Annotated in this window: 16 protein-coding genes; 13 read left to right on the forward strand and 3 right to left on the reverse strand. The window is 46.8% G+C overall.

The annotated features are described in order from the left end of the window. The first annotated feature begins 102 nt into the window (after positions 1–102). The 13 genes from LACPH_RS00945 to LACPH_RS01005 all read left to right on the forward strand — a co-directional run bounded on the left by LACPH_RS00945 (position 103) and on the right by LACPH_RS01005 (position 9,345). Positions 103–504, forward strand: a complete 402-nt coding sequence (locus LACPH_RS00945; protein WP_010489882.1) for a pyridoxamine 5'-phosphate oxidase family protein — start codon at positions 103–105, stop codon at positions 502–504. Positions 505–866: 362 nt separating this feature from the next. Beyond that, complete coding sequence (locus LACPH_RS00950; protein WP_025013491.1) at positions 867–1,124, forward strand: GlsB/YeaQ/YmgE family stress response membrane protein; 258 nt, start codon at positions 867–869, stop codon at positions 1,122–1,124. A gap of 13 nt (positions 1,125–1,137) precedes the next feature. Continuing rightward, positions 1,138–1,677: an alkaline shock response membrane anchor protein AmaP gene (gene amaP, locus LACPH_RS00955; RefSeq protein ID WP_274784193.1), complete on the forward strand. Its 540-nt coding sequence runs from the start codon at positions 1,138–1,140 to the stop codon at positions 1,675–1,677. Between the two features lie 98 nt (positions 1,678–1,775). Then, positions 1,776–1,973: a hypothetical protein gene (locus LACPH_RS00960; protein WP_010489875.1), complete on the forward strand. Its 198-nt coding sequence runs from the start codon at positions 1,776–1,778 to the stop codon at positions 1,971–1,973. Between the two features lie 8 nt (positions 1,974–1,981). After that, positions 1,982–2,398 carry an Asp23/Gls24 family envelope stress response protein gene (locus tag LACPH_RS00965; protein ID WP_274784194.1) on the forward strand — a complete coding sequence of 139 codons (417 nt, stop codon included), beginning with the start codon at positions 1,982–1,984 and terminating at the stop codon, positions 2,396–2,398. A 34-nt stretch (positions 2,399–2,432) separates the two neighbouring features. Further along, positions 2,433–2,858, forward strand: coding sequence for an Asp23/Gls24 family envelope stress response protein (locus LACPH_RS00970; protein WP_025013488.1), 426 nt, complete (start codon positions 2,433–2,435; stop codon positions 2,856–2,858). A gap of 219 nt (positions 2,859–3,077) precedes the next feature. Continuing rightward, positions 3,078–3,764, forward strand: coding sequence for a DUF969 domain-containing protein (locus LACPH_RS00975; protein ID WP_087911361.1), 687 nt, complete (start codon positions 3,078–3,080; stop codon positions 3,762–3,764). Continuing rightward, positions 3,764–4,678: a DUF979 domain-containing protein gene (locus tag LACPH_RS00980; protein WP_047106548.1), complete on the forward strand. Its 915-nt coding sequence runs from the start codon at positions 3,764–3,766 to the stop codon at positions 4,676–4,678. Before LACPH_RS00975 ends, LACPH_RS00980 begins: the two co-directional genes overlap by 1 nt. Before the next feature lie 13 nt (positions 4,679–4,691). After that, positions 4,692–5,339: a pyroglutamyl-peptidase I gene (pcp, locus tag LACPH_RS00985; RefSeq protein ID WP_274784195.1), complete on the forward strand. Its 648-nt coding sequence runs from the start codon at positions 4,692–4,694 to the stop codon at positions 5,337–5,339. Between the two features lie 358 nt (positions 5,340–5,697). Continuing rightward, positions 5,698–7,335, forward strand: coding sequence for a putative polysaccharide biosynthesis protein (locus LACPH_RS00990; protein ID WP_274784196.1), 1,638 nt, complete (start codon positions 5,698–5,700; stop codon positions 7,333–7,335). 62 nt (positions 7,336–7,397) lie between these two features. Next, positions 7,398–7,676: a helix-turn-helix domain-containing protein gene (locus LACPH_RS00995; RefSeq protein WP_274784197.1), complete on the forward strand. Its 279-nt coding sequence runs from the start codon at positions 7,398–7,400 to the stop codon at positions 7,674–7,676. Next, entirely contained in the window at positions 7,673–8,566 is an 894-nt protein-coding gene (locus LACPH_RS01000; RefSeq protein WP_274784198.1) for an IS3 family transposase, read from the forward strand. Before LACPH_RS00995 ends, LACPH_RS01000 begins: the two co-directional genes overlap by 4 nt. Positions 8,567–8,724: 158 nt before the next feature. Continuing rightward, positions 8,725–9,345, forward strand: coding sequence for an NADPH-dependent F420 reductase (locus LACPH_RS01005; protein ID WP_274784199.1), 621 nt, complete (start codon positions 8,725–8,727; stop codon positions 9,343–9,345). Positions 9,346–9,467: 122 nt separating this feature from the next. On the opposite strand, the gene LACPH_RS01010 is transcribed toward LACPH_RS01005, so the two are convergent. The 3 genes from LACPH_RS01010 to LACPH_RS01020 all read right to left on the reverse strand — a co-directional run bounded on the left by LACPH_RS01010 (position 9,468) and on the right by LACPH_RS01020 (position 12,251). Next, a complete protein-coding gene (locus tag LACPH_RS01010) occupies positions 9,468–10,142 on the reverse strand; it encodes a type 1 glutamine amidotransferase (RefSeq protein WP_049170103.1) in 675 nt (224 codons plus the stop codon). A gap of 182 nt (positions 10,143–10,324) precedes the next feature. Further along, positions 10,325–10,705 carry a hypothetical protein gene (locus LACPH_RS01015; RefSeq protein WP_087911363.1) on the reverse strand — a complete coding sequence of 127 codons (381 nt, stop codon included), beginning with the start codon at positions 10,703–10,705 and terminating at the stop codon, positions 10,325–10,327. 124 nt (positions 10,706–10,829) lie between these two features. Continuing rightward, complete coding sequence (locus tag LACPH_RS01020) at positions 10,830–12,251, reverse strand: glycosyltransferase family 2 protein (protein ID WP_306387134.1); 1,422 nt, start codon at positions 12,249–12,251, stop codon at positions 10,830–10,832. Between the last annotated feature and the right edge of the window lie 463 nt (positions 12,252–12,714).

Here is a 12,714-nt window from a genome sequence, read left to right on the forward strand (position 1 = left end):
AACATCTGAAAGGTTAAAAAAGAAGCAAGAACTGACGTGCACGATCAATTTGTGTTACACTGACGTTGGTAACAAAAAGTAAGCAAAGGGGATTGATCGTTGATGGCAACTTTGACGCAAGATATGAAAGACATGATCGGCGCACAGCTTAACTACTTGGCAACCGCCGATGAGAACGGAAATCCGCAGGTCGGCCCAAAAGGCACCATGCGAGTTTTGGATGATCATCACTTGATTTACAACGAAGAAACCGGTAAACAAGCGTGGCACAATTTGCAGTACTCCAAAAAGGCTGCCGTTGCCTCAGTTGATTACAAGGCTTTGAAAGGCTTTCGGTTTGAAGGCACCGTTGAATTTCATAATGATGACAAGATCTTTGAAGATGCGCAGGCGTTTGCCAAGGAACGCCACTTGCCAGCAGCCATCAGTGCTGTTGTTATCAATGTTGATCGGATTTACAAGCTGGATGCCGGTCCGAATGCTGGCGATTTGATCGAAGGCTAACATCGAGCCGATTCCGTAAATGGCATTTGGATAAGTTGATGGTTTTTCGATTAATCCGTTAATCTTTTTAATTAACGGATTCATAAACCCGTCGTTGTGTAAACCGCATAACGGCGGGTTTTCTTGTGCCTTCAATTAAATACTAATTGTTATTATTAGCATATTTATTGCGAATGATAAGTTCGGTTCGTTAAGCTTAAGATAGTCAGAAAGTTGTTAGTCATAACGCGTTCCCCGGCGCAGGAGTCTGTGTATAAGGACCTTGGTCGCAATGGCCTAAGCCCGGGCCATCACGCCCAAGGCCACTTACACTCCGACTCCTAACCGCGCCGGCTCGCGTTCAAAAAGAAAGGATGATTACCATGATGCATTTAATCTGGACACTGATTATCGGTGCTGTGATCGGTTGCATTGGGCAGCTCATCGTTGGTCGGGATATGCCGCTTGGTTGGCTCGGGAATATTATCGGCGGGCTGATCGGTGCATGGCTCGGCACGGCTTTACTCGGTAACTGGGGGCCGTCACTGGCTGGCATGGCGTTGATTCCGGCAATTATCGGCGCCGTAATTGTTGTTTTCCTCGTTTCCTTGCTGTTGGGATCGACCCGGCGCAAGGCGTAGGAGGCCGTAAAAGATGAAACCGATAACGAAAGGACTATTCGGCCTCGTTGCCGTTTGCGGATTGCTCCAGAGTGTGGGCTTTGGGTTGTTGCTTTGGCCCAATCGCGATTTTACCCGGTTCTATCTGCAGCAAGCCGTGTGGTTACGGCCGCTCATGATCGGTTTAACGGGATTGGTGCTGTTGGTCTTTCTGATCATGCTGCTGGTTGCTATTTTCCGGCGTTCAACGGCTAATGCATTGATTTTGGCAGGGGATGATGGTGATTTGACCCTTGATAAAAGTGCCATTGAAAACACGGTGGCAAAAGCAATCGTGGCCCGCCATTTTGCCAAGTCAGTGGACGTGGACGTCAGTATTCGGAAGAAGCAAGTGGCCCGCATGCGGATCGCAGCCTTTTCCGGAAACGGTAAAGAGCTGAAACAAGAGGCCAAGCAGATTGAAGAAACTGCGCGCCAGAAGTTGCAGGAATGTCTCGGCGTTCCCGTCAAGCATGTGCGGGTGCAGCTGCTTCCGGCAACGAAAGTGAAGGCCAAAACTGCTCGGGTCATTTGATGTCGCGGATGGATGAAAGCTGATTGCCAGTCAAACCGGGTGCGCACTCAAGCACCGTTGGCAGCAGTGTTCATCAGCTACGAAAGGGTGATAACAGCATGCAGCAAGGAACAATCGGAGCTGTGATTGGCGTCATTCTTGCCTTTGCCTGGATGCGCTTCGGGTTTATGGGCATGATGCTTGTCGTGATTTTTGGCGGATTAGGTTGGCTCATTGAGCGCTATCTCGTCCCTAACTGGGGCAACCTCATGAGCTGGTTAACGTCTGGTAAAGATGCATTTAGTAAAGGAAAGTAGGTGAGTCGATGGATACAGTAGCATCACCAAAAACCGCACCGGCACCAAAAGCGAATCAGCACGAGACGCTGATGGCCAATAGTCGGGTGACTTTTGAAGATAAGGTCATCGAGAAAATTGCCGCCATTTGTGCCCAAAATGTCGATGGCATTCTGGGGATGGACGGTTCCATGATGGATAACCTGACGGAGACTTTTTCCAGCGGTGAGAACCTGACCAAGGGGATCTCGGCGGAAGTCGGTGAAAAGCAGGTTGCGATCGATATGGATGTTTTCCTGGAATTCGATAGCAATGCCCAGGCCATTTTCAAGCAACTGTGCGACAAGATCAGCGCGCAAATCGAGCGCATGACCGGTCTGCAGCTAGTTGAGTTGAATATGCACGTTAAAGATGTGTTGACGAAACGCGAATGGCAAAAACGTTAAGTTACGAAACGACCTCAAAAAAGGAGCGATTAAAATGGACAACAAGAAACAAAGCGGCATCAATAAGGAATTGAAATTCGACGACGCGGTGATTGCTAAAATCGTGGGGATCACCTGCAATGAAGTCGAAGGCGTTTACTCGCTTGAAGGCGGCATGATGGCGAACATCACCGACATGTTCAGCAAAGATGAAGATCCGACCAAAGGCGTTAACGTTGATTTAAGTGATGATCAGGATGTTTCCGTCTCACTTGACGCAACGGTTCGCTATGGTGAAAATGTACCCGAAATTTTCAACAAAGTCACCATGGCGATTGCTAAAAACGTCCGCCAAATGACCGGGTTGAATGTGACTGAAGTTAAAATGACAGTTAAGGATATGCTGACAAGAGAAGAAATTGCCCGGAATGAGGCAAAGGACAAAGACAAGGACAAAGATAAGGAAATGCAACCTGCCTAAGAGCGTGAACTGGCGCGTTTCAATACAAAAGGGATAACCCCAGCCAACGGGGCTATCCCTTTTTAGATACTCTCATTGCGTCCGTTCAACAGTGCAACAGTCAGAAGATTGTCTTCCATAAAATAGTATCCGTTATAAATAGTTGCACACTTTAATTAATTGACCTTCCTGCCAATAACCTTTAAACTTTTCACCATTATCAATAAGGGGGAACAGCATTTGGAATATTTGAAATTACTCGGCATTGTTATCATCGTTGTCGGCTTTGCTTTGAAGTGGGATACGACAGCGGTTGTGGTGCTGGCGGCTATTGTCACGGCTGTCTTCTCCGGCATGAGTATCCCGGACTTATTGACGACATTGGGCCAGAGTTTCGTTGATAATCGCATGGTGTCGCTTTTTTTCCTGACGCTGCCTATGATCGGCCTGGTTGAAAGCCATGGCTTAAAAGAGGTAGCAGTGACTGGCATTCAGAAACTAAAGAAGCTCACACCCAGTCGTATTTTGAATCTTTATTTAGTGATCCGTGAATTAGGTGGTGTTTTTGGGATTTCATTGTCCGGCCAGGTGCAGTTTGTTCGGCCATTGATTACGCCAATGGTCACCGCGGCGGCTGAATCCAAACGCAAATTGACGGACAAGGAAATTGATCTCATCAAAGCGCGGTCGGCCGCCACAGACAATTTTGGCAACTTTTTTGCCCAGAATCTGTTTGTGGCGACAGCCGGGGTTTTATTGATTGCCAGTACGATGAAAGGCCTCAAGCATCCAGTTGAGCCCATGCAGGTTGTGTTGGCATCCATTCCGGTTGCGATCATCACATTAGTTGTTGTGGCGATTTATAATCGCTGGTTTGATCGCCAGTTTGAGACTGACCCGCGGGCCGATAAAGGAGGCAAGCGCTGATGGTGAACACGTTGCTTCTAGTGCTTTATGCCTTGATTGGCGTCGTGATGGCACTGGCCGGAATTGAGTCGTTTCGCGCAAAAGATAATCCAGCGCGTATCGGCACCGGCCTGTTTTGGCTCATTCTGGCGGTTATTTTCGCCTTTGGCACGTTATTGCCGGCGATGGTTGTAGGTATTTTGGTTGTGGTTATCGGCGTACTTGCGCTGTTCAAGCAGATTCAAATCGGAAAAATCAAACCGGTTGATGGTGCGCATGCGGCCCAGGCGGCTAAGCGGCTCGGCGGTTGGGTTTTTGTCCCGAGTGTCGTGCTGGCAGTTGTTTCGATCGCGGTTGCCCAGTTCACCAAGCTTGGCGGTCAGGTCGGCATCGGGATTGGCGCAGCGGTTTCACTGGTGGTCGCGATTATCATGACCAAAGCTTCCGGAAAAATGGTTTATAATGATACGCAGCGGATGGTTCGCTCAGTTGGTGCTGCCGGCATTTTACCGCAATTATTGGCCACTTTGGGTGCGGTTTTCACTGCAGCCGGGGTCGGCTCGTTGACGGCTAAGTTAATTGCTGGTCTATTTCCGGCTGGCAGTCATCTGGGTGGGGTCATCTTATACTGTGTGGCGATGGCGCTGTTCACGATTATTATGGGTAACGCGTTTGCGGCCTTTGCGGTGATTACCGCCGCGATCGGAATTCCATTTGTCATTGCTCAAGGTGCCAATCCGGCGATTGTTGCGGCGATTGGCATGACGTCGGGGTATTGTGGAACCTTGCTGACACCGATGGCGGCCAACTTTAATAGTCTGCCGGTTGCGTTGCTGGAAATGGACGATCCATTGGGCGTCATCAAGCAACAGGCACCGATTGCCGTGTTGTTATTGGTCATTCAAATCGGTTTGATGTACTTCTTGGCATTTTAGAAAGGATATTAATATGAAGATTCTTGTAACGGGTTTTGACCCTTTTGGCGATGATAAAATTAATCCGGCGATTGAGGCGGTTAAACGCTTGCCGGACGAAATCAGCGGCGCAACGATTGTGAAGCTGGAAATTCCGACTAAGTTTAACGTGTCTGCGGATGTGGTGCATGATGCGATTGTTAAAGAAAAGCCGGATTATGTGCTCAGTATTGGCCAGGCTGGCGGTCGCTATGAATTGACGCCGGAACGGGTGGCCATTAACCTGGATGACGGCCGGATTAAAGACAACGCTGGATATCAGCCGTTGAACCATACGATTCACGAAGATGGCCAGACTGCTTATTTTACCCAGTTACCGATTAAAGCGATGGCGAAGGCTATTCGTGAAGCTGGCGTTCCTGCTTCAGTGTCTAACACTGCGGGCACTTATGTTTGCAACCACATTTTTTATCAGGTTCAATACATGCGCGACAAGGAGTTCCCGACCATCAATGCCGGCTTCATGCACATTCCATTTTTACCGGAGCAAGTCGTGGCGCGGCCAGAAACGCCAGCGTTGTCGCTTGATGACGATGTGAAGGGCATTACAGCTGCGATTCAAGCCATTGTTGAACGCGATGGTAAGGGTGATTTGGAAACGGTTGAGGGCAAGACTCACTGAGGGTGAAGCGTCTTCCACGCTGGTGAGTGAGTTATCAAAGATGCGAGATAGATGATCATGCGAAAGTGTCAGACTTTTTCTTTCTGCTCTCTTCCCTGTACCATGGGCATCTTAACAATTATTACTGTTACCAGGTCAGCTAAAATACCGATGCCAATATATAATGATGGTAAGTAGTATGCGCTGGGGAATATACTATAAGAATAGCCAAAAAGACGAGATTGAGGACGGTGGACGCAATGGCTAAGAAATTGCTCGACCTAAACCTTTTTCGTTTTTTATAATGGTTTTCACCAGGATATTGGCAATGTGTTTATATTGATTAGTTGGGTGACGGTAGAACTTTTGGGGGAAGATGATGCGGTTAACACCTTCGGATGATAGTAAAGTCTTGGTGACTGGATCGGCGTGGATGACAGTTGGGAGTATTGTTTCAAGGATTATGGGGGCTGTTTATGTCATACCTTGGGGAATATGGTTGGGATCTAGCTTTTTCCTAGCTAATTCGCTGTTTGCAAAAGGGTACAACATTTACAGTCTCTTTATCATTGTTTCGACTGCAGGAATACCTAGCGCATTGTCCAAACAAATTGCGCACTATGATGCCATTGGAGAATCCGATACATCGCATCAGCTTTTGAAAGATTCTTTGCTTGTAATGAGTTTGTTGGGCTTGCTTTCATCGATTATCATGTGGCTCGCAGCACCTGTGTTTGCATGGCAAAATAATCAAGTTGATTTGAGGATGGTCTCGGTTATACATGCATTATGTTGGCCGTTAGCCATTATTCCTCCAATCAGTATTTTTAGGGGCTATTTTCAAGGCCGCTCTCAGATGGGACCAAGCGCAATATCGCAACTGATTGAGCAAATAGCTAGAATTGGCTATTTACTGATGGCAACATACATCATTATGAATATCCAACATGGAGGATATGTACGAGCGGTTTCGCAATCAACGTTTGCGGCTTTCATAGGTGCAATGTGTGCTTTGATTTATCTTGTCTTTAAATTTAAAAAGCAAGATGATTTTTCTTTGCACGAAACTTCTATAGAAAAGTCTAAATATCAGAGGAAAGAAGCACTTCTTGAACTATTACGACAGTCTCTACCGTTTGTTGTTTTAGACTCTGCCGTTGTCCTTTTTCAATTTATAGATCAATATACTTTCCCTGTTATCATGCACCAGTTTCATTCCGCCACGAATGCAGAAATCAATTTTCTTTATGGCCTTTTTGGTTTTAATTCAAACAAACTGACTATGATAGTAATATCCTTGTCAACAGCGATGGCTTCAACGGCCATTCCCTTATTATCAAGGACTTTTGCAAAGAAAAACTTTGCTAACCTGTCGATTAAAATCCAATCTGCATTAAAACTGTTCTTCTTCGTGATGTTACCAGGAGCAGTTGGAATGCTCAGTCTTGCAGAACCATTAAATATAGTTTTCTATCGATCAGCGGATCATCTAGGAGTAAACCTTTTAAAAGTGAATTCTCTAATAGCCGTGGTGGTCGGGCTTTTTATTTTGTTGGTCTCTATCATGCAGGCAGTGCGTCATAGCAAACAAGCGATATTTTACTTTTTGGTTGGATTAACTTTTAAGGCGATCTTTCAAGTTGCTAGTGTTGGAATATTTCAGGCTTATGGGCCGCTAATTGCAACTTGTGCGGGATTCGCTGTGAGTTCAATTTTAATGACCAGAAGGCTAAAAATTGATTTTCAAATAAATCTTCACAATTTAATTAAATTTGTGATTGGAATTTCGCTACTTGTGGTCATAATGGCCAGTGTAGTGCGCCTGTCTAGCTATTTTTGCTATCAATTATTTGAAGTGTCTGCTAGAAGTTCACTTGTTGTACTATTCATGGGCGCCATTATAGGCACGCTTACTTATGGAGCGTTAAGTCTAAAAACCAGAGCAGCGGATGCGGCATTCGGCTTTTCACTGGATACGCTGCGGAATCGTCTGCGAGTCAAATTACGGATATTCTAATTCCATTGAATACGGTACTCTGAAGACGACTGATAATATACGAGTGCTAAGAACAAATAGTTTTGCTAGATGAAGGTGCTAACTTTTTCGTTTATGTTCAGTTAACAGCGGCAGCCCATTTTGATGTGTCTTATCAACAGGCACGGTCTTGGGTGATCAAGGCTCGCGAAGGCGGTTATGAGGCGCTGGTAGATAACCGTGGTCACCACAAAGACAAGCGTGATCTAACCGAATTAGACAAGGCCAAACTGCGCATTCGTCAACTAGAAGCTGAACTCAAGGACAAAGAGCTAGTGGAGGCCTTTGTAAAAAAATTACTGGAAATCCAGCACAAGGAGTGATCAAACAACGCCGACAAGCTTACCGTGCCATCGAAGAAGTTAGTCAAGGCCACCACGGCGCTGTCACAAAGTTATTGGACGTTATTGGCGTCAGCCGTCAAGCTTATTACAAAGGCTTAAGGCGGGAGGAAACATTGTGGGAAGTCCACGATCGGCAGCTCAAGGAGCGGACCCAATATTGGTTTGACTTTCATCACCAAGGCATTGGCGCCGGGAATCTCCTGATCAACTTACAACAGGATGAGCTAATTGACTTTCCAGTCACGATCAAACAAGTTCGTCGCGTCATGCGCGAGCTTGGCATTCAATGTCAGATCCGCCAAAAACGGCATAGTCGCGTCAAGCAATCTGAACAGTACCTGCAAGACAATGTGCTCAATCAATGTTTCTACGTGGAACGCCCTAATCAAGTCTGGCTAGCCGACTCAACCGAGTTGAAATACGGTATCAACGGCGAGTACAAGATGCGCCTCAGTGGCGTTCTTGACCTCTATGGTCGCAATCTGTTGGCTTACAATCTAAGCGCAACCGAAACAACCGCCGCTGAGATTCAGGTCTTCCAGCGCGCTTTCACTCGCGCCAGCAACGTCCATCCGCTCATTCATACTGATCGTGGCTCCGCCTATACATCTAAGGCATTCAACCGCTACCTTAGCCAGTTTGAAGTGACACGAAGTATGTCGCGACCGGGAACGCCCTATGACAACGCACCGATGGAGCGCTGGTGGAATGAGTTTAAACTGCGGTGGATGGATCGTCATCCAATGGCAAAGACTTACAAGGAATTCGTCCAGCTCGTTGAAGATGGGATCCACTATTTCAATCACGACAACCGTTCAGGACAAAGAGACGGCCTTACCCCAGAAGAATACTGGAATAAGGCCATCTAAAAGCTACCAAAATTTTATATTATTTCATCTGTCAACTTGACAGGGCCGACCGCAAACAGACGGGACACTTTTACTTTTTCCGCTTTCTTTCCATAGGCGATATAATGGTAATGGAAGTCAGTTTTCACTCAATGAACCTATACAAGGAGGGCGATTGCGTGAGTATCGGGATTATTGGATCAGGTAATGTAGGCCGCGCGCTTGGCCAGCTTTTCAGTCATGTTGGTGAAAAAGTGATTTTGTCCCATCGCCATGGCGTGGCTTCGTTGGCGCCGGTTATTGCCGAGATGCGATCGACGGTCGAGGCAGGCACGGTCGCAGAGGCGGCTGATCAAGATATTGTCGTCTTGGCAGTGCCGTTCAATGCCTTAGACGAGTTGCCAACAAAGGTAAAAGCAGATGCGGTCGTGATTGATGCGACTAACTATTTTCCCAGCCGTGATGGCGAGCACCCGGCATTGACCGAGCATCATACCACTTCATCGGAGCTGGTGGCGCAGCACTTCGGTACCAGGAAAGTGGTGAAGGCGTTCAATACCATTGCCATGACGAAGATTCGCAGTCTGGCTAAGCCGAATCAGTCAAGCGATCGGATTGCAATTCCGATTGCCGGGGATGACGCCGCTGCCAAGCAAACTGTAACGAATTTGATTAAAAAAATCGGCTTTGATGCCGTGGATCTTGGTGGTTTGGCAGATAGTTATCCGGCACAGGCAGATGGTCCGTTATTCCTGTTTACGGGCGATGCCGATCAGGTGCGGGCGCAGGCAAACAAATAACGGAAAGCTGCTATTCATGCACGCGTCATTTCAGGTTCGGGCGTGAGGCAGCTTTTCGTTTTATTGATACGTCTAAAATTTAAAAGCGATCAAGGCCGAATCGTTCAGCGCCAATCACAGTGTTAGTGCGCAGGCTGTCCGATGCGGTCTTTGTGATTTTGCACGATCATTTTGGCAATGGCTTTGGCGATGTTCTGGTTTTTGAGAATGGGCCCATGGGAATAGCTGCCGATGGTATTCTTGTAGCGCATGCCTTCGACCCCGTCTTCAGGATTGTTGCCATACCCTTCAATCATCTTTCCAAGAGGCTTAAGCTTTTTCTTGTCGTCAAAATAGGTTCGGCCGCTATGATTTTCAAACGCCTTAACGGTTCCGAATTCGGTTTGGTACTTGGTGTCGCCAATCATGCGACTGTCCGGCTTGAACACCGTATGCAGTGGCAAAATGCCAAGACCTTTGATGACGGTACCTTCGCTGGTTTTATAATAATCTCCGAGCAATTGATAGCCGCCACAGATCGCCAGCATGGGTTTGCCGTTTTCGATATACCGGCCTAAAGTTTGGGCGTACCGAAGCAGATCCTTAGCGACCACGGTTTGTTCATAATCCTGACCGCCGCCGAAGAAGATGAAGTCATAGTCATCGGCATTGAAGTCGTCGCCAAGGCTGATGTTATCGACCTGCACCTGGTAGCCTTGTTGATTCAACAAATAGCGCAAAATTTTGACATCGCCGCTGTCGCCATAGGTATTCATGAGATCTTCGTACAAGTAAGCGATTTTGATTGTATCCGCCATGAATCAAGTGCCTCCGTTTGGTTTGATTGGCAACAGCTTATCACAAAACTGGGACAAAAGAGAAGTGCTTGGATCATCAGACACTTCGGCATCAAAAAGAATGCGGTTAAAGATCGGTCATTGTAAATCCTGATCGGTTCTTTAACCGCATTGCCGTTTAAGCCACAAGGTTAGCCAAAATGCTAGCGCTTGTGAGCCTTAATCCAAGGCTGGGCCTTTTCTTCGATCGCCTTATAAATCGCATCCATATCCGGATAATCACTAATCTCAAATACGAATTCATCAGGCTGATCATGAAAAGTCGGTTTATTGTTTAAAATGATATTCAACTGATCGAACTGATTGTCACCGGTATCTTTGCGGATTTGATACGTGAAAAACGCCGCTTCATAGTTCTGAACGTTATCGGGTTCTTCATATAAGACTTCCATGAACTGATGCTCGGTTCGATAGTTATCTTTTTTTAATTTGTCCCACAAATCCTGATATTGCTGGTGCAAGTCAGTCAACTGTGCATCGGTCAGTTGTTCGTTTTCCTTGATTTCTTTGCCGTCTAATTCCATTTTTTTCGCCTCTGAGTTTAGTTACCACTCCATTATCGAACTGTGGTCAGAGATTGTCAAAATGATTCTGGATTTTATCATCTTATTCTGCTGGTTGGCATAAGCATGCCTTAAACCAGCCATATCAAAGGTGATGCGTGACGGTCAAGACATGTTGCGTATGTGCCCAGGCTTTTTGATTAGGAAAAGTGAGCAAGCCGCCGATTTGAACAATTAAATAAGTGAGCGAGAACCAGAAAAAGGCGAGGACGGCTTTTGGCGTGATCAACCACTTGGAGCCTTCCCAATTAGCGTCGTATAAGAAACCGGCAATCATGGGGATGAAGCCTTCAAGCAAAATCAGCCAGTTGATCAATGTTATCGGTACGAAATAACTGCGATCGACATCGATGAGCCAGATTGGATGCAGACCAAGACTTGGCATCAAAAGACTGATGATCCACGCGATTCCAAAGAAAGACGCGAGCAGATATTGAAAGTTTTGGCGCATGGAAAAGAGATAGCTAAGTTGATCCAAGTTGCGTAAATCGCCGGTTTTCAAAAAATGATGCAATAACGGCACCAAGTTATGAAAGGCAGTATACCAATGTCCGCGGCTCCATCGGAAACGTTGGGTCATGCTGGCACGCAAATGATCCGGCTTTTCATCATAAATGCGGGCAAAATGGTTCCAGCCCACCGTGCTGCCGCTTTCTACAATGCGAATTTCCATTTCAAGATCTTCGGTTAAGCTGTGCGATTGAAAACCATGGTTGGCTTCCAGCCACTGACGCTCAACGACAAAGCCGGTTCCACCGATGCTGTTGTCCAAACCCAGCCGATATTTACTGAGCTGAAAGAAGCGATTCATGGTCCAGTAACTCATCGCGTAACCCAATGTCAGCAGCGTATTGTCATTTTTGCTATCAAGATAGGCCTGGATGGCAGTAAAGTGCTTTGCCTGATATTGGCTGTCCAATTCTCGCAGAAGGTTAGGGTCGGTGAAGTTGTCGGCATTCAGCACCATCACCAAGTCGTATTGTTGTAGGGTGCCCGAATCGGTCAATTCGTCCAATGCGTATTGGAGGCCAGCCGGTTTGCCGACGCCGACCCGCTGATAGCGCTGGCGTGACGTGTCGACCACCTGAACGCCTTGAGCTGCGGCAAGCGTCGTTGTTTGATCAGTGGATTGATCGCTGACGACCACAATGTGATAGGCCGCTTTTGGATAGTCGAGTTGCTGAAGGTGTTTCAAAGTGGCCGTGATAACGGCGGCTTCATTGTGTGCCGGAATGAGAATCAGAAATCGGCTCTTAGGCGCTACCAACGGATAATCCCGCCGTGCCTTGCCCCAGCCAAATAGCATCATAAACACATAATACATGGTCAGCAAAAGAACCCAGGTGCTGCTACTAATCACAATCATGAAAATCACGAAGCCGAAGTGATGAATAAATGGTAAAAAAGAATGACTGATACTGAACAGAATGAGGATAGGGCCACCAATGACAATCAATAGGAACAAAACGAGGGCCCACGAATCCAATTTAGAAAAATGCTTAAACATACTGACTACCCCCTTCGCGCTTTTCGGGTGAGCGTGAACTGGCGTGGTTAGGAGTCGGAGTATAAGTGGCCTTCGTCGTGATGGTCAGGTTTTGACCATTGCGACCAAGGTCCTTGTACGCAGACTCCTGCGCCGGTGAACGCGTTATGGTGAGCGCATTTTTCGGTGCCCCTTTTTGTACCGATCATGCGCCGTTTCGTATCCGTTCGTGCACTTAGAAAATCTCGCGCAGCATCGCCTTATTCAGGCAGACTTAACGCGGAAAATTTTCTCCCCCTTGCGTTGACGAACTTACCGAAAAAAGTGAAACGACTGAGCCAAAAAGATTGACTGATGATGCAAAGCCCCTCTTTTTGGATGGCCTTAGATTAGCACGAAAACCTGATTGTAGAATTAGTTATGCTTGTGAACTAGTACACCATATCGACAAGTTGATTTGTGGTAAAATGAAGCGCTTGAAAAT

This window comes from Lacticaseibacillus parahuelsenbergensis (assembly GCF_030770265.1).
Classification (GTDB): domain Bacteria; phylum Bacillota; class Bacilli; order Lactobacillales; family Lactobacillaceae; genus Lacticaseibacillus; species Lacticaseibacillus casei.